The sequence below is a fragment of the Chryseobacterium lacus genome, from assembly GCF_003336205.1.
In the GTDB taxonomy this organism is placed as follows: Bacteria; Bacteroidota; Bacteroidia; order Flavobacteriales; family Weeksellaceae; genus Chryseobacterium_A; species Chryseobacterium_A lacus.
Genome location: NZ_QPIE01000002.1, coordinates 288443 through 305858, shown reverse-complemented (window position 1 = coordinate 305858; position 17416 = coordinate 288443). Strand labels below are relative to the sequence as shown.

The window sequence follows — 17416 nt, the reverse complement described above, 5'->3', positions numbered from 1 at the left end:
CCGACTCTCCAGTTATTGTCTCACTGCTTTTAGGCTGATGTCGATATTTTTTGCAGAATGCGTGAGGGCTCCGGCAGAAATATAATCGACTCCTGTAGCGGCAATCTCTTTTAACATTGCTCTCGTAACACCTCCTGAAGCTTCGGTTTCACAACGGCCGTCTATCAGTTTTACTGCTTTTCTCATCATGGCCACGGTCATGTTATCCAGCATGATTCGGTCTACTTTGGCGTCAATAGCTTCCTGAACTTCTTCCAGATTCCGGGTTTCTACTTCTATTTTCAATTTCTTTTTATTCTTCTTCAGATATTCTTTGCACATTTTTACGGCATTAGTGATGCTTCCGTTGTAATCGATATGATTGTCTTTCAGCATAATCATGTCGTACAATCCATACCGGTGATTGGTTCCGCCACCGATGGCTACCGCCCATTTCTCACAAATTCTAAAATTGGGTGTTGTTTTTCTGGTGTCCAGCAATTTGGTTTTTGTTCCTACCAAACGTGAATCCCAGTCGTGTGTTAATGTGGCAATTCCGCTCATGCGCTGCATGCAATTCAACATCAATCTTTCTGCCTGAAGGATGGCCTGAGCTTTTCCTGTAACAGTGAAGGCAATATCTCCTGCCTTGGCAGATTCGCCGTCCTTAATATATATTTCTACGGAAACATTCTTGTCGAGCGTTTTGAAAATTTGTTCTGCGAGAGCAATTCCAGCTACAATACACTCTTCTTTGATAATGCATTGAGCCTGCTGTATCAAGTCTTTCGGTATAGTGGAAAGTGTAGAGTGGTCGCCTTCCTGAAGGTCTTCTTCCAATGCTAACTGTATGAATTTCTGTAATGCTTTATGGGTAATGTAGCTTGGTTTCTTCATTTTATTAAAATATTCAGAGATGATTAGATGATGGTCAAGGGTTTATTTGCCAGATCTTTATTGTAAAAAGATCCTTTATTTTCCTTCATTTGCAAAGAATGTTTGATGATAAGATAAGAAACATTCACCAAATTCCGGAGTTCCGAAAGCTGTGGGGAAAGAATAGAATAATTGTACAATTCGGTTACGGCTTCAAAGATTTCTTGCTGTTTTCTTTTGGCAAGTTCCAGTCTATTGTTACTCTTTACGATGGCTACTAAATCGCTCATCATTTCCTGAAGCTGCTTTCTGAGATAGCTCACGAGTACCATTTCGTCCATTATTTTCATTCCATCATCATTCCATTCCGGGATTTGAGAAAGATCATTGTAATTAAATACATCATTCTTTAAATATTCTACCGATTTCATAGCGGCGTTATGTCCGAAAACCAACCCTTCTAATAATGAATTGGAGGCCAGTCGGTTAGCGCCATGAAGCCCGGAATTGGTACATTCGCCAACGGCAAAAAGATAATTGATAGAACTTTGTCCGTTTCTGTCCACATCAATTCCGCCCATCAAATAATGGCAGGCCGGAACCACCGGAATCAGCTGTTGGAAAGGATCGATGCCTTCTGCGATGCATTTTTTGTAAATATTCGGAAAATGTTCGATGAACTTTTCTCTGTCCATATTTCGACAATCCAAACCTACATAATCTTCTCCTCGTGTAATGAGTTCATTATCAATAGCTCTGGCTACAATGTCTCTCGAAGCCAATTCTTCCCGCTCGTCATATTTATGCATGAAAGGCTCTCCGTTTTTGGTGCGAAGTTTGGCTCCGTCGCCACGCAACGCTTCTGAAACCAGAAAGAGCATTCCGTCGCGCTTAGAATACATTGCAGTAGGATGAAACTGATAATACTGCATATTGGAAACCTTTCCGCGGGCGCGGTGTACAAAGGCAATTCCGTCTCCAGTTGCTATCAAGGGATTGGTTGTATTTTTATACACATGCCCGGCTCCTCCGGTAGCTACCAAAGTAATTTTGGCTGTAATTTTCTTTATTTTTTTATCTTTCTGATCCAGCACATAAGCACCATAACAGTTGATGTTTTTTTTATCGAAAGGTTTACCCGGAACATGATGATCAGTAATAATATCAATCACATAATGATGATCCAGAATTTGGATATTGGGCGATTGGTTCGCTGTTTTCAGCAAGGCTCTTTCAATTTCAAATCCAGTGATGTCTTTGTGATGAACAATTCGGTTTTCAGTATGGCCGCCTTCTCTTCCTAATTTATAATCGCCATCGTTTCCTTTGTCGAAACGTGTTCCCCAGTTCACCAGTTCCTGAAATCTTGCCGGCCCTTCCTGGATAACCATTTCCACTATGGAGCGTTCATTTTCACCGTCACCGGCGCGCATGGTATCATCAATGTGTTTTTGAAAATTATCTTTATCGAAATCTGTAACTACAGCCAATCCGCCCTGAGCATATTTGGTGTTGCTTTCACCTTCATCCGCTTTTGTTACAATTGTAATCTTAGTATCAGGAAGCTGCTCTGAAATTTTTATTGCATAAGATAATCCGGAAATTCCGGAGCCTATTACCAATACATCTGCTTCGGTCATCTGCTGGGTTTTTGTATTTTAATATTCAAATGTAATAAAACAAATCGGGTGATGTGAGGGTTTTTATAAGAATTTAAACAGTTTTTCATCTGTTTTCCGCACTTTTTTGTTATGCTGAAAAGCATCATCTTCAGCACGGTATCCCAAAGCCAATGTAACTGAAATGCGTTCATTATTCGTATCCAATTCCAGAATTTCTTCAATTTTTCCCGGTTTGAAACCTTCCATCGGACAACTGTCTATTTTTTCCAAAGCGGCTGCAAACATCATATTGGCAAGGACGATATAAGCTTGTTTTTCATTCCAGTCCGCCATATTGTTTTTTTTAGCCATTCGGTAACCATCAATATTTTTCCGAAAACCTTCCAAGCTTTCCAGTTCCACGTTGCGAATTTCCGCGATATGCCTGAAATATCCGTCAATATAATGATCTTCAATATGATTTTTAGCTGCAATAATAATGAGATGCGAACAGGTGGAAATTTGAGAAGGATTATAAAAAGCACTTTGTAGTTTCTCCAGAATTTCTTTGCTTTCCGCTACATAAATTTTATACGGTTGAAGACCCAGAGAACTTGCAGAGAGTTTTCCTGCCTGTAAAATGTTTCTGAGAATATCCGCCGGAATCTTTTCCTGGTTGAATTTTTTTACCGAATATCTTTTCTGAAGTGCTTCTAAATAATTCATCCTACAAAAATACGGAAAACAAATGAGCAGATTCTTTCCAACCTATCAGCTGATTATCTATCAATACGATTTATGGTGTGAATAGTCCGGAATCTGAAGGATTTTCAAAGTTTTCGTCAATTTCCAGCTGATCTGATTTGTACGCTGCAACCGCCAATTGATCACAAATTTCATTTTCAGGATGGCCTGAATGTCCTTTAATCCAGTGTAAAGTAGGGTTGTGTTTTTTGTAAAGTTCGTAAAAACGTTTCCACAAATCAGGATTTTTTACTTTAATGAAACCTTTTTTCGCCCATCCGTAAATCCATTTCTGATGCACTGCTTCGGATACATATTTGCTGTCGGTATAAATATGAATATCGTTCTGATCCGATTTTAATTTCTCTAAAGCTGTAATTACAGCCAGCAATTCCATTCGGTTATTGGTCGTCCTACGAAATCCTTTTGAAAATCGCTTTTCATATTTTTTTTCAGGAACGCGCATCAAGATTCCATATCCGCCTTTTCCGGGATTACCGCTACAAGCACCATCCGTATAAATATCGATTCTCAATTTCAAAATTCTGATTTTTAGTATAGAAAATCATCATCGTCCAGATCATTCATCGAAGAGCCGGAAAGTCCGCTGAATCCTGTATTATCAGGCAAATCAAATGCTGCGCCGGGCTGAATCGTGGTCCTTATTTTATCAAAACCGCTGGGTTCATCCTGCTGCCCAAAACTGGAAGGTTGATAACCGTAACCTGTTCCGAACGCATCGAGATCAGCAAATTTTGCAAAACTTTTGTAAAAAGAAAGCCGTACATCCGCCGTAGCTCCGTTTCTGTGTTTTGCGATAATGAGTTCCGCCTGATTTTCTGTGGATGTTTGTTCGTTTTCAGGATCATTATCCCAAAGTGCAATTTTATAATATTCCGGGCGGAAGATAAAGGACACAATGTCGGCATCTTGTTCGATGGCTCCGGATTCCCTGAGGTCAGAAAGTTGAGGCCTTTTTCCCGGACGGTTTTCCACACTTCTGGAGAGTTGAGAAAGCGCGATAACGGGTACGTTCAATTCTTTGGCTATCGCTTTTAAAGAACGGGAAATAGTAGCAATTTCCTGCTCTCTGTTTCCGGAACTTTTGTTTCCGCTGTTGGCTGTCATCAGTTGAAGGTAATCCACCATAATAATTTTTACACCGTGCTGCATGACGAGTCTTCTGCATTTTGCCCGAAAATCGAATACCGAAAGCGAGGGGGTTTCGTCAATATAAAGTGGTGCGTTTTCCAGTTCAGAAACATTGTGAAAAAGGCGAGTCCATTCTTCATCCGTCAGGGTTCCTTTTCTCAATTTATCCGAAGAAATCTGGGTTTCGGAAGCGATCATTCGGGTAATAAGTTGTACAGATGCCATTTCCAGGGAAAAAAGTGCCAGTGGAATTTTATGTTCTACGGCAATATTTCTGGCCATTGATAAAAGGAAGGCCGTTTTTCCCATTGCAGGACGGGCTGCAATAATGATGAGGTCTGAATTTTGCCAGCCTCCGGTTTCTTTATCCAAACCTTTAAATCCGGATGGTACTCCTGAAAGCCCTTCTTTGTCTTTCAAAGATTTTATGGTTTCGATGGCTTGTTTTACTAAAGAATTGGCGGTATCGAAGCCTTTTTTGATGGTTCCGTTGGTAATGTCGAAAAAGCTTTGTTCGGCTTTGTCCAACAGTTCAAAAACATCGGTAGATTCTTTGTAAGAATTGTCTATCACGTTTGCCGAAATATTGATCAGGCTTCTGAGAATGTATTTTTCAAGAATAATGCGGACATGATATTCAATGTGAGCGCTTGAGGAAACACCAAGGGTCAGTTCAATAATATAAGCATCGCCGCCGGCTTGTGAGAGTTTTTCTTCTTTTTTTAATTCGTTAATCACCGTCACCATATCGACAGGATGGTTTTCCAGATACATTTTCTGGATGATGGCAAAAATAACTTGATGTCTGGGATCATAGAAAACATCGGGTTGCAGAAGATCAATAGAATAATCCAGTCCTTTTTTATCAATCAGGAAAGTGCCGATCACCAAGCGTTCAAAATCTATGGCATTGGGAGGCATTTTACCGTCTGAAATTGAAAGTTCGCGTGCAAAATTTCCGTGAATAAGGGAAGAAAGTGTTTCTTTATGAGCCATGCAGCAAAGATACTTCTTTTTATAAAGTATGGCGAATTTGAATAACTAACAATGCTTTGAATATTGAGTTAACTGATTGTAAATCAAAACTAAGTATGTTGATAAATAAAAATCACCTTCGGAAAGTCGAAGGTGATCTTTTTCTGAAATAAAAATTTTATTATCTGTTTTTCACCATAATCCATCCTGTATATTGGGTCTTGGCGTTGGTAACAGGTTCTGTCCATGAAATGGTGTACCAATAAGTTGCTGTTGGAACTTTCTTATTTCCAGTTCTTCCGTCCCAACGATAGAAGTTATTCTTATTGGCTGTATGGATTTTGTTTCCGTAACGGTCAAAAATAGATATCGTCAGATCTTTTTTATAATGCAGTTCGGAGTAATCCAGTACATCATTGATGCCATCATCATTCGGAGTCATGGCATTGATGAGATTCGGAACCGTTACTTCTACCATTACGGGCGTACAGTTGTAACTGTCTTTCACATAAATGGTATTCTGGCCTCGTTTCACATTTTCGAATACGTTTGAAGTTTGCCAAACTACGTTATCCAAAGAATATTGATACGGTTGGCTGCCCCCGTTTACAGTAACGGTAATGGTATTGTTTGTAATATCAATAGCGTTAATCACGGGATTTGCAGCTGCAATTACTTTTACCGTCTGTCTGGTAACACATCCGTCACTGGTAAGATCTACCCAATATTCTCCTACAGTGACATTGGAAATAGATTGTGTCGTTTCGCCATTACTCCATAAGTAAGAAGTGAAACCATCTCCGGCATCCAATGTTGTGCGGCTTTCAATACAGATTATTTTGTCTTTTAAAACTTCTGAATATTTAGGTGGTGTGATGTTGAGGTTTATTTTTGCAATATTCCAGCAGCCATCTGCACTGTAGACTCTTGCGTATACGGCGGTTGCAATGGATTCATACACATATGGATTCGCAATCTGATTGGTATTGTTTATTGCATCTTGAAGTGATGAGTAGAAGGCTTTCGTATTTGGAATTTGAGTGGTTACAACTGCTGTTGTAAGATCGAATTCCGCTTTTTGAGGTGTATCTGGAAGGAAGCATTCCGTTAGCGTAGCTTCCTGCGTTGGTACAACAGGATAAAATTCCAAGGTAATTGTTGCATAATTTTTACAGTCCTGTGCTCCGGTAATTTCTACATACACATTGCCTTCTGCGCTCATATATAGCTGCGGATTCGTAATTTGATTTGTTCCGTTCAAAAGATCTGTAAGGGTTGGGAAAAACTTTTTTGGAGCATTTGCATCCGAATACACATTTGCTGTAGTAAGATCATAATAAGCCACTCCAGAATTATTGTCATGACAGGCCTTAATAGTCGCATTAGTTACAGGAAGTAATGGGGATAATGCTAAGGTAACTGTTGCGATGTTGATACAGCCTTGTGTTGTGGTAACTTTTGCAAAAATTTGGCGAGGCTGTGTTTCATAACTGGTAAGATTCGTGATCGGATTTATATTATTTTGTGCATCTGATAGAGTAGTATAATAGACTACAGTTGCGGTAGGATCCGCATAAACTGCAGTAGTTGCTGTGGTAATATCAAAAGTTCCTATGCCGACATTGTTGTTATTACAAGCATATATTGTGGGGTTGCCAACCGTGATGGCTCCTGAAACAAAAGTCAGTGTTCCATATTCCCGACATTTGTTGATTGGGTTATTTGGGTTAGCAGGATCCACATAATAAATGGCATAATGATACGTTGTACCCGCAGTTACAGAAATTGGCGACACAATAGGATTGGTGTTTGTAATTGCATCATTAGTATTGGTGTAGTAGCTCACAAAGAAGTTCGGGTTTCCATTGATTATTTGAGCAGATAGTGTCGAAAAATCAAACACTGTAGGCGTTACACATATTAGAACGTTTCCGTCCTGTGCCGGCCCTGGTTCTACAAAAGGATTTGGTTGAATTGCAGGATCATTGAAAGGTGAAGCCAATGATGACGTGCCACCCCAGGTCAACTGAAAACCGTTGGCGTTTTGAGAAAAATTATCTACCACAAGATAGTAAGTCTGACCAGCAGTTACAGTAAGTTGTTGTACCCATCCGTCAACATTCGTGCCGCCTGCACTTTCGGAGGTATCCGTAGCAGTAGTGTTCATCCCGGTTAAATATCCGCTTGCAGTACTTGCGTAGGAACATCTTATCGGCGCACCTAAACTTCCACACGTTACATTCGGTCCGTATATAGCCCAATCATAATCTGCATTTCCATTAGGCGTAATGGTCATGGTCAGCGTTCCGGGATCGGCAATGGTAAAGGAATACCAGACTGAATAATGTTCGTCTCCTGTAAGGCATCCTCCAAGATCTTCAATAATATTTCCTGGTCCGGTTGGGGTATAAGAAATATTCGAATTGCCACAAACTGGAATCGCACTGATACAGTCTGACTGTCCTTGGGCGAACACGGCGAAAAATAATAAGAAAAATAGAACTTTTTTCATAGTAAAAGAGATAATTAATTAAGTAAAAAAGTAAAAAATTACTGAAGTCTTTTTTTCTGATCTAAAATTTGCTGAAGTAGTTTTTTCACTTCAGGTTTCAGATTTTCTGCGTTTCCATTGGCATATTTATAAGCCAATCCGTTCGCTTCAATAGCACCGCTTTTGTCATTGGCTTTCATCAGGGTTTCTGCTTTTTTGTATTGAGTAAATCCTGCGTAATAGTAAGCCTGCCAACGGTTCGGATGGTCCGTCCGTACAAGTTCGGAAAATTCAGCAAACAAAATGTCGTATTCTTCCACAGTGGAAGCGCGATCCAGTTTTGCGGTTTTTTCCTTAATTTTCGAATCAAATGAAGTTTGCGCATGAGCTACGAAACCTAAACAGAGAAGTAAAATAAAGAGATTTTTTTTCATAATAATAATATTTATCTTATCAAAAGTAGATATTAAAAGTAAGATAAACAAAATATTTCAGGCCATTCTATTAAATATAAGGTCCACGCAATCTCATCTTAAATACTTCATAATTAATTTTACGTTAATAATGAAGGTTTCCGAAAGTTAACAATGTAGAGGATAGGAATAAGAAACGGTGTGTTCATTCATTCATTCAGAAGTATGAACTAGAATCTGATTAAAATGAAAATGTTCACATAAATAAATTCCCACCGCAAGCAATGGCTTAGGGTGGGAACTAAATATCAAAATTGTTCACTTGTTGAACAGTAATGTAAAAGCTTATTCGTTTTTAGTAGCTCTGCTACTGCTGATGATGATGGCAGCCGCTCCTACTGCTCCTATCGCAATAGCGGCCGTTTGTATCGTAGCTTTCTTCAGATCTTTGGATTCGGTTACGTTGGCTTTTGCAATCGCAATTCTGGTGGAATTGTCTGATTTTGAATACCCAATAATACTGTCTTTCGTTAAGTTCGAAAAGATCATCTTTTTGGATACGGTACTGTTTTTCAGTTTAAAAGTATAAGGCCTTCCGGAACGCAGATTAGCAAAATTATTTTCTTTCATATCGGAAGAGTACTTAGTTGTTGCACAGGAAGAAAACAGAAATGCGCCTGTTATTAGAATGCATTTGGCAGATAAAGATAATCTCATAACTATTTTGTTTGTTCAAATTTATAAATTTTTTTCAGAAAAGCAGATTTTTAGTGTAAAAGGAACTTATATTTTAAATTGGATCAGAAAATCAGCAATTTTCCGGTCATTGGCAAGTCGCGGAATTTTATTTTGTCCGCCCAGTTTTCCTTCCGATTTCGCATATTCCTGAAATGAATTTCTTTGAATTTTCGTAATGATGAGCGGTTGCAAAACATTTCCGGAAATTAAATCGTCATAATAGGAATTGCGCTTTCGCATTTCATCATCCAGGTTTTTCCTGAAAACCTCCATGTTTTCCGGTTCCTTTTCAAACTCAACAAACCATTCATGATACGGCAATCCTTCGCTAGGATTCACCTGAGGAGCGAGATGAAATTCCGTAATCTGGGCAGGAAATTTTGTTACAGTAGATTTCAGCGACTCTTCTATTTCAAAAGCGATGACGTGTTCCCCGAAAGCGGAGGTAAAATGTTTGGTTCTCCCCGAAACCAGAATCCGGTGTGGTTTTTTTGAAATAAAACGGACTACATCACCAATGGAATACGCCCAAAGTCCGGAATTCGTCGTGAGAATCAGCGCATAGTCTTTATGAAGTTCCACGTCTTTCAATGTTAATCGTTTTGCCTCAGGTTTTCCAAAATCTTCCAAAGGAATAAATTCATAAAAAATACCGTGATTGGTAAGTAACAGCAGCCCTTCTTGGGTGTAATCGTCCTGAAAAGCAAAAAATCCTTCACTAGCAGGAAAGGTCTGAACCGTGTCCACGGGTTTTCCCAAAAGCTCATTCATCTTTTCCCTGTAAGGCTCGAAGTTCACGCCGCCGGTAACAATCAGCTGAAGGTTCGGGAAAAGTTCAGTGATTTTCTTTCCGTTTCTTTCTATCAGTTTTTCAAAATACATGATGAGCCATGGCGGAATTCCCGAAATGAGCGTCATATTTTCCTTTTCCGTCTCTTTTACTATTTCGTTAACTTTGGTTTCCCAGTCTTCTATAAGGTTGGTTTTCAGACTCGGAAGTCTGTTTTTCTGAAGATAATTAGGAATGTGATGGGCTACAATTCCTGAAAGTCGCCCGGTTTTGATGCCATAGATTTCTTCCAGTTCAGGGCTGCCTTGCAGAAAAATCATTTTTCCGTTCACGAAATCTGCATTATTCGTTTGCGCGATATAATGAAATAGCGCACTTTGTGCACCTTTCACCTGATAATCCATTCCTTCTTTTGTCAAAGGAATATATTTCGTGCCGGAAGTCGTTCCGGAGGTTTTCGCAAAATATTCCGGACTTCCGGGCCACAGAATTCCAGCCTGTCCTTTTTTTATTTTTTCAATGTAGGATTTCAAATCTTCATAGTCGGAAACCGGTACCTGAGACTGAAAATCGGCTATGGTTTTAATATTTTCAAACTGATGAACTCTCCCGAAAAGGGTTTTCTCTGCAGTTCTCACCAAAGAAATCAGAAGGTTTTCCTGATCCTGAATACTGTTTTGCTTGAAGTGTTCACTCTCGCGGACGTGCTTTTTGGCCCATATTTTTGCAGCAAATTTCTTGATAAAATGTAGCATTTGGCAAATGTAAGATTCTTTTCAAAAAAAAGAACTGTTCCTAAATGAGAAACAGTTCTTCAGAACTATATGAAGAAAAAAATTATCGTGTGCAGTTCGCTGTCCATGTTTTTCCGTCTGTGGTATAAAATATATCAAGATCGTTGTTGTCAATTTTGATAATGGCCGTAGCCGACGAATTAACATTAATTAATACGTTGTCGCCCTGTTTCTGGAACTCAACACCGTTAAGATCAGGAATTCCGTTGGAAAAAGAAAAATTATACTTCGTTCCGCTGGCAATTTTCGTTACAAATACTTTCCCGTCATTGGAACTGATGTTGGTTCCGCTGGAAGGCTCGACGAAACCGACAGAACCGTTATAGGTTCCGGCAAAAAAGTCGTTGTCAGCAGGATCGTCATCACGGTTGCAGGAAGTCAATAAAATCATGGAGAATGATAGTAGTAAAAACGCAAAAATTCGGGTTGTCTTTTTCATAATGTCAATATTTATTTATTATCGGTCACTCATACCAAAAAATATACAGTTATGCTTCAGTAATTGATATTATATACGAAAACTTAAAAATTGTATAAATTTGCATTCTTAATTCAGAACGGTTTCAAAAGTACTTGAAACCGCATTTCTGTTTTTATATATTTACTCTCAAATGAAGTTAAAAAATATCAGCGATACGCTGTTGCCTTATCTTTTAAAAAAGAATTTCGGACAAGAGATTTTTCATGAACTTGAAACGAGTGACAGCATTTCTGTGAAAGGTTTTGCCGGTTCTGCGCCGTCACTTTTTGTAGCTGAGTTGTATCTGATTCAAAAGAAAACTGTTCTTTTTCTCCTAGATGATAAAGAGGAAAGCTTGTACGCAACTTCGGAACTGGAAGAGCTTTTGGGGAAAGAACATGTATTGTATTTTCCGCCTTCGCATCTCGAACCTTATCAGATCGAAAAAGTTCAGAATGCCAATTTAGTGTTGCGAACCGAAGTCTTGAACCGTCTGAATTCTGAGAATAAACCGAAAGTTATTGTAGCTCCGTTTGCGGCTTTAAATGAAAAAGTTTTGAAAAAAGAAGATTTCAAAGCGATTTCTCACACCATCAAAGTAGGCGATTCCCTGGATTTCGATTTTGTGGATGAGTTGCTTATGCATTATAATTTCACGCAGGCGGATTTCGTTTCGGAACCAGGAGAATTTTCTGTACGGGGCGGAATTGTAGATGTTTTTTCCTACGCCAACGAAGAGCCTTATCGTATCACTTTTTTCGGAAGTGAAGTGGAAAGTATTAAAACATTTGATATCGAAACTCAGCTTTCCAAAGAGAAAATAAAGCAATTTGAGCTGGTTTCCAATATGAATTACACGGTTTCGGGCGGCAAGGTTTCTTTTTTTGATTTGTTTAAAACGGACAGTTTTATTGTTTCAAAAAACGCTTTTTTGGGTGAAAAGAAAATTCGTGAATTTTACGAAAAAGCAGAACTTAATTTTGAAAAATTAAGTAAGGAACTGAAACATCAAACCCGGGAAGAACTTTTTATTTCGGAAGAAATTCTCGCTGAAAGTCTTCAGAAATTCAAATGGATTGATTTTACTTCTCAGCCGCTCCGCAATTCTCAAACTCCAATACTTTTAAACCAAACTCAGCAGCCTGGTTTTCATAAGAATTTTGAACTTCTGGCTGAAGATTTAAAAAACAAAAGAGACCAAGGTTATGATACATGGATTTCCTTTACATCAGAAAAACAAAAAGACAGGCTGGAAAGTATTCTTGAAGAATTGAATCATGAGGTCTATTTTAAAAACTTTCGGTCCGAACTGCATGAAGGTTTTGTAGATCCTCAACTAATGATTTCGGTGTACACGGATCATCAGATTTTTGACCGTTACCAAAGGTTTCAGGCAAAGAATACTTTTGCCAAATCTGAACAGTTGACTCTGAAAGATTTGATGTCTCTGAAAATAGGAGATTACATCGCTCATATCGATCATGGTATCGGGAAATTCATGGGATTGGTGAAGATTAATAATAACGGAAAAGTGCAGGAATGTTTCAAACTGGTGTATAAAAATCAGGATTTGCTGTATGTATCCATTCATTCACTTCATAAAATATCGAAATACAATGGTCCGGATGGAAGAGAAATCGTACTGTCCAAATTGGGTTCACCGGCCTGGAAATCTTTAAAACAAAAAACAAAAGCCAAGGTAAAACAAATCGCTTTCGATCTGATAAAACTGTATGCAGAAAGAAAAACCGCGAAAGGATTTGCTTTCACGCCCGATTCGTATCTTCAGAATGAACTGGAGGCTAGTTTTATTTACGAAGACACGCCCGATCAGGAAAAAGCAACTTTGGATGTGAAAAAAGACATGGAAGCCCAAACTGTGATGGACAGATTGGTTTGTGGCGATGTTGGATTCGGGAAAACGGAAGTAGCGATTCGTGCGGCATTCAAAGCGGCTACGGATGGAAAGCAAGTCGCTGTTTTGGTTCCGACCACGATTTTGGCATTCCAGCATTACCGCAGTTTCAAGGAAAGACTGAAGGATTTCCCGGTAACGATTTCTTATCTGAACCGTTTTCGTACCGCAAAACAAAAATCTGAAACTAAAGATGGTTTGAAAAATGGGAAAATTGATATCGTCATTGGAACGCATCAACTTGTGGGAAAAGATATTGCTTTCAAAGATCTGGGACTTTTGATCATTGATGAAGAGCATAAATTCGGGGTGAATGTGAAAGATAAACTTAAAACGCTAAAAAGTAATATTGATACGCTGACGCTTACCGCAACTCCCATTCCCAGAACCTTACAGTTTTCGCTGATGGCAGCACGGGATTTATCAGTTATTAAAACGCCCCCGCCCAATCGTCAACCGGTGGAAACGCAGGTAATTGGTTTTAACGAAGAAATTATTCGCGATGCTGTGGCTTATGAAATTCAGCGTGACGGACAGGTCTTTTTCATCAACAACAGAATTGAAAATCTGAAAGATATTGCCGGCTTAATTCAAAGATTAGTTCCGGAAGCCAGGGTAATTACAGGTCATGGCCAAATGGAAGGGAAGCAACTGGAACAAAATGTTCTGGATTTTATGGAAGGGAAATATGATGTTTTGGTTTCTACCACTATTGTAGAATCGGGAGTGGATGTGCCGAATGCCAATACTATTTTCATCAACGACGCCCAGAAATTCGGAATGGCGGATCTCCACCAAATGCGCGGAAGAGTGGGACGAAGCAATCGAAAAGCTTTTTGTTATTTGATTACGCCGCCGTATGATATGATTACTTCCGATGCGCGGAAACGTTTGGAAGCTATTGAGCAGTTTTCAGATTTGGGAAGTGGTTTTCAGATTGCGATGAAAGATCTGGAAATTCGTGGTGCCGGAGATTTATTGGGTGCGGAACAGAGTGGATTCATCAACGAAATGGGCTTTGAAACGTATCAGAAAATCATGCAGGAAGCGCTGGAAGAACTTCAAAATGACGATACTTTTGAAAATCTTTTTGAAAACGAAGAAGAACGTAAGAAATTGATTAACACCACCAAAGACGTCAATATTGACACCGATATGGAACTGATGCTCCCGGATTCTTATGTTCAGAGTACGGAAGAAAGACTTTCCTTATATCAAAAACTCGCAGGAATTCCGAACAAAACCGAATTGCAGAAATTTGAAAGTGAACTGATCGATCGTTTTGGAAATTTACCACAAGAAGCCCAAAACCTTCTGAAATCTGTGGAGCTGAAGTGGCTTGCTTCCGATATTGGTTTTGAGAAAATTGTAGTAAAGAACGGGACTTTTCTGGGATATTTTCCGGCTAATCCGCAGGATAAGTTTTACGCAAGCGAGAAATTCAGGCATATTATCACTTATCTGACGTCTAATCCAGTGGAAGCAACTTTAAAAGAAAAACATTCTAAGGACGGCAACCAACTCATGATGCGGAAAGAAAATGTGAAAAACGTAGACGAAGTAACTGATGTTTTAGAGAGAATTTTAAAATAATTGCGAAATCATATCCTTTTATTGCTTAAAAAAGATATTTTTGCAACATACATCAATATTATGAACAAAATTTTATCTATTCTTTTTGCAACATTTATTTCTCTTGTTATTTTTTCGTGTACGAGCCCAGATCCTGCTGCTTTATACGGTCTGACACCCAATGATCCCAATAATCCGGGAGCAAATATTGCCGGGCCGAGGATTATTACCAAAGTCGATAGTGCAGGTGTTACCATTGAAGAATATTTTTCCACACCTTCAGGTCTTCTTCAAGCTGTTGTAAACAAGGACGGAGACACTACAGCGATCGATTATAATTCTAATAATAAAATCAATAAAATCATATATACTTCTTCCACAGGCAAGATAGAAACTAAACTTTATTATGACAGTTCAGGAAAAGTCAGTCAAATCACAAATGAAACTTTTGCAGGAATACAAACGTTTTCATTCCAACTTTCAGAATTGGAATATAATGCATCAGGGAAAGTTTCCAAAATAACTCAAAAATTAGCGTTTACCGCACAACCGGTAAATACGGATTGGACTCATTACAAAATCAGTAAAATGACCTATTCTGGAGAAAATCTCACCAAAATAGAGGAAGAAAACGGATTTGTAACCAATAATGTTTTTGATCCCCCCAACCCGCAAATGGGAATAACCTATCTTATAGAGAATTTTGACAACAAGATAAACCCGATGACTACATTGCCGAAAGAATATCATATCGGAAGAAGTGCTTTACATTCTGTGTCACTTATAGGAATCAATTACAATAATGCGATGAAAAGCACTATTATTTATGAGTTTTTTCCATCTAACCCAATAATAACAACGGTAAACGATATGGTTTACGATTCCTACAACTACCCAATATCAGCAGAAAATGGAGTGAGAAAAATTTATTACAAACCTATCCAGTAATTTGGGAGTATTATTATTAGGAATTTACAAACACGAAGCTATCTGAAATTTTTGTTGTCAAATATTGCTGTATCTTTAAAAAATATTTAGTTTTGTGTATTAATAAATTTAAAACAGTATTATGAAGAAGTTTTTACAACTTTTTAGTCTTATCATAGGGCTGCTCATTTTTAATTCTTGTTCGGAATCGGATCCTGCTGATGTATATGGTTGGGATGATCCTGAAGATATCTCCGGACCCAGAATACTGAAAAAAGTAGTAACAAACGGTGTAGATGAAGAGCTATATGAATTAAACCAAGGAAAACTTTTCCAAGTAAAGCGAAATAAATATGACGGGAATACCGCAGTAGAGCAACAGACAATTTATGTTTTTTATCTCGGCAACAGAATTTCTAAAATTGAAGTGAACGGAACTTATCCGGGAACTACAACATCCGGCAGATTTGATTTAACTCCCAATTACAACCAGACTTCCGGAAAAATAGTCAGCCTGATGAGTGATTTCTATACAGGAACTACGCATAAGAAACACGCGATTACCACCTATGTATATGATACTGACGGAAAACTTGCAGGAGCTCTTACGAAAACAGCGACGGTAGACCCAAATTCACCAACGAATTATATTTATCCAGACTACCGGAAAGATTACCTGAAATTTGACGGAAATAACGTAACGGAAATTGAATCCATTGATGAGGTAGTGAATGTAACTACAGGAGTTATAGAAAGTTCCGAATCAAAAAAATATGAATTCAGCAATTTCGACTGGAGAATAAATCCTTATACCGGCATTTCTGATAATTATTTGATGATCATGGCTACCTTATTTCCGGAAATGTACGCTCATTTTTCGGACAACAATGCAGCTAAACTGAAATTTACTAAAGGATCGGATCCTGTTGTGGAAACTAATTTTACTTACAAGTACGATACGCATAACTATATCACTTCCAACGGGTTTCAAAAGTTTCTTTATCAGTCGAAGCCTTAAAATATTTTAACAACAACGTAATGAAAAAACAAACATATTTAATTCTATCAGCGGTTTTGTTGCTCTTTGCAGTTCAGTCTTGCCAAAGAATGGGAGATGATGATGGAAATCTGCTGAACAATATGAACGGTAACCAAGATGGTTTGGGAAAAGACCGTTTTTTATATCAGGAAGTGACCTCCGCTAAAGTTTTAGCCCAATACAATTATGCGGGCAGAAAATTAGTTCAGGTATTGGAAGACAGTGCTATAACAAATATTTCCTATTCAGGAGATCTTATCAGCAGAATCGACTATAACGGCGTGGTAGAAGGAGACAGTATTTCCTACATACAGGAATTTAATTATGACATTATGAACGGAAACGTTCTGAATTTGATTACTGAAACCAAAAGCGTTTACGAAGATATTCATACGGTTCCTTTTATAGACATTATTGTGAAACGGACCAATACAATGTACGAACCAACCTTTGATGCTTCAGGAAAACTGGCCTCTGTTCTCAGCAAAACCGGAAATGTTGTTCCACTTACGCCTTTTGTTTTTACGTCGTATTGGAAAGTAGATTATACTTATAACAGCTCTAAGAAAAATGTGACCAATGTATATAAAGAAATAGGATCAATTGTGATGGGAAATCTTGAACCATCTCCAGTTTACGAGACTTATGATTTTACTGAATACGACAGCGGAATCAATCCTTACACCTTGATTCCTTTTGGATACACTTTGCATAAAACCTTCCAGAATCCTTACCTCAATTATAGATTTTCGGCAAACAATCCGAAAAAGATTATCTGGGAAACCAATGTAGAGCCTTTTCCGCATGTGGAAGAAACTCAATACAACTATGATGCTCTGAAATACGCAGTTACAGGATGGGGTGTTGTGTACGATTATCGTCCTTTCTAAGGAAATTATTTTTAAGAAAAACCAGAGAAATGTGAAAGCGTTTCTCTTTTAATTTAATAA

14 protein-coding genes are annotated in these 17416 nt (G+C 38.4%); 4 read left to right on the top strand and 10 right to left on the bottom strand.

What is annotated here, in order from left to right; all coding sequences use genetic code 11:
* Positions 1-12: 12 nt before the first annotated feature.
* From nadC to DQ356_RS03375, 10 genes are all read right to left on the bottom strand, one after another.
* Positions 13-876, bottom strand: a complete 864-nt coding sequence (nadC, locus tag DQ356_RS03420; RefSeq protein ID WP_114303056.1) for a carboxylating nicotinate-nucleotide diphosphorylase — start codon at positions 874-876, stop codon at positions 13-15.
* Positions 877-899: 23 nt separating this feature from the next.
* The gene (gene nadB, locus DQ356_RS03415) at positions 900-2495 is read right to left on the bottom strand and encodes an L-aspartate oxidase (RefSeq protein WP_114303055.1); all 1596 of its coding nucleotides are present in this window, start codon (positions 2493-2495) and stop codon (positions 900-902) included.
* Positions 2496-2558: 63 nt separating this feature from the next.
* The gene (locus DQ356_RS03410) at positions 2559-3182 is read right to left on the bottom strand and encodes an NAD(P)H-dependent oxidoreductase (RefSeq protein WP_114303054.1); all 624 of its coding nucleotides are present in this window, start codon (positions 3180-3182) and stop codon (positions 2559-2561) included.
* Positions 3183-3252: 70 nt separating this feature from the next.
* Positions 3253-3735 carry a ribonuclease HI gene (gene rnhA / locus DQ356_RS03405; RefSeq protein WP_114303154.1) on the bottom strand — a complete coding sequence of 161 codons (483 nt, stop codon included), beginning with the start codon at positions 3733-3735 and terminating at the stop codon, positions 3253-3255.
* A 17-nt stretch (positions 3736-3752) separates the two neighbouring features.
* Positions 3753-5348: a replicative DNA helicase gene (dnaB, locus tag DQ356_RS03400; RefSeq protein WP_114303053.1), complete on the bottom strand. Its 1596-nt coding sequence runs from the start codon at positions 5346-5348 to the stop codon at positions 3753-3755.
* Between the two features lie 160 nt (positions 5349-5508).
* The gene (locus DQ356_RS03395; protein WP_114303052.1) at positions 5509-7839 is read right to left on the bottom strand and encodes a T9SS type B sorting domain-containing protein; all 2331 of its coding nucleotides are present in this window, start codon (positions 7837-7839) and stop codon (positions 5509-5511) included.
* 38 nt (positions 7840-7877) lie between these two features.
* The gene (locus DQ356_RS03390; protein ID WP_114303051.1) at positions 7878-8252 is read right to left on the bottom strand and encodes a hypothetical protein; all 375 of its coding nucleotides are present in this window, start codon (positions 8250-8252) and stop codon (positions 7878-7880) included.
* A 324-nt stretch (positions 8253-8576) separates the two neighbouring features.
* A complete protein-coding gene (locus tag DQ356_RS03385; RefSeq protein ID WP_114303050.1) occupies positions 8577-8948 on the bottom strand; it encodes a hypothetical protein in 372 nt (123 codons plus the stop codon).
* Positions 8949-9014: 66 nt separating this feature from the next.
* Positions 9015-10514, bottom strand: coding sequence for a GH3 auxin-responsive promoter family protein (locus DQ356_RS03380; RefSeq protein ID WP_114303049.1), 1500 nt, complete (start codon positions 10512-10514; stop codon positions 9015-9017).
* Positions 10515-10596: 82 nt separating this feature from the next.
* Complete coding sequence (locus DQ356_RS03375; RefSeq protein WP_114303048.1) at positions 10597-10992, bottom strand: hypothetical protein; 396 nt, start codon at positions 10990-10992, stop codon at positions 10597-10599.
* A gap of 172 nt (positions 10993-11164) precedes the next feature.
* Here DQ356_RS03375 and mfd point away from each other — a divergent pair, with 172 nt between their 5' ends.
* From mfd to DQ356_RS03355, 4 genes are all read left to right on the top strand, one after another.
* Positions 11165-14521, top strand: coding sequence for a transcription-repair coupling factor (mfd, locus tag DQ356_RS03370; RefSeq protein ID WP_114303047.1), 3357 nt, complete (start codon positions 11165-11167; stop codon positions 14519-14521).
* A gap of 60 nt (positions 14522-14581) precedes the next feature.
* Entirely contained in the window at positions 14582-15448 is an 867-nt protein-coding gene (locus DQ356_RS03365) for a hypothetical protein (protein WP_114303046.1), read from the top strand.
* Between the two features lie 121 nt (positions 15449-15569).
* Positions 15570-16445: a hypothetical protein gene (locus DQ356_RS03360; RefSeq protein WP_114303045.1), complete on the top strand. Its 876-nt coding sequence runs from the start codon at positions 15570-15572 to the stop codon at positions 16443-16445.
* Positions 16446-16465: 20 nt separating this feature from the next.
* On the top strand, positions 16466-17356 hold the full coding sequence (locus DQ356_RS03355) for a hypothetical protein (RefSeq protein ID WP_126723230.1): 891 nt from the start codon (positions 16466-16468) through the stop codon (positions 17354-17356).
* The last annotated feature ends 60 nt before the right edge of the window (positions 17357-17416 follow it).

Bases quoted from the DNA above. Each gene is read 5' to 3' on its own strand.
- DQ356_RS03395 (WP_114303052.1), bottom strand. From the start codon at position 7,839: ATGAAAAAAGTTCTATTTTTCTTATTATTTTTCGCCGTGTTCGCCCAA.
- DQ356_RS03360 (WP_114303045.1), top strand. From the start codon at position 15,570: ATGAAGAAGTTTTTACAACTTTTTAGTCTTATCATAGGGCTGCTCATT.
- DQ356_RS03355 (WP_126723230.1), top strand. From the start codon at position 16,466: ATGAAAAAACAAACATATTTAATTCTATCAGCGGTTTTGTTGCTCTTT.
- nadB (WP_114303055.1), bottom strand. From the start codon at position 2,495: ATGACCGAAGCAGATGTATTGGTAATAGGCTCCGGAATTTCCGGATTA.
- DQ356_RS03390 (WP_114303051.1), bottom strand. From the start codon at position 8,252: ATGAAAAAAAATCTCTTTATTTTACTTCTCTGTTTAGGTTTCGTAGCT.
- DQ356_RS03380 (WP_114303049.1), bottom strand. From the start codon at position 10,514: ATGCTACATTTTATCAAGAAATTTGCTGCAAAAATATGGGCCAAAAAG.
- DQ356_RS03375 (WP_114303048.1), bottom strand. From the start codon at position 10,992: ATGAAAAAGACAACCCGAATTTTTGCGTTTTTACTACTATCATTCTCC.
- DQ356_RS03410 (WP_114303054.1), bottom strand. From the start codon at position 3,182: ATGAATTATTTAGAAGCACTTCAGAAAAGATATTCGGTAAAAAAATTC.
- nadC (WP_114303056.1), bottom strand. From the start codon at position 876: ATGAAGAAACCAAGCTACATTACCCATAAAGCATTACAGAAATTCATA.
- mfd (WP_114303047.1), top strand. From the start codon at position 11,165: ATGAAGTTAAAAAATATCAGCGATACGCTGTTGCCTTATCTTTTAAAA.
- DQ356_RS03365 (WP_114303046.1), top strand. From the start codon at position 14,582: ATGAACAAAATTTTATCTATTCTTTTTGCAACATTTATTTCTCTTGTT.
- dnaB (WP_114303053.1), bottom strand. From the start codon at position 5,348: ATGGCTCATAAAGAAACACTTTCTTCCCTTATTCACGGAAATTTTGCA.
- DQ356_RS03385 (WP_114303050.1), bottom strand. From the start codon at position 8,948: ATGAGATTATCTTTATCTGCCAAATGCATTCTAATAACAGGCGCATTT.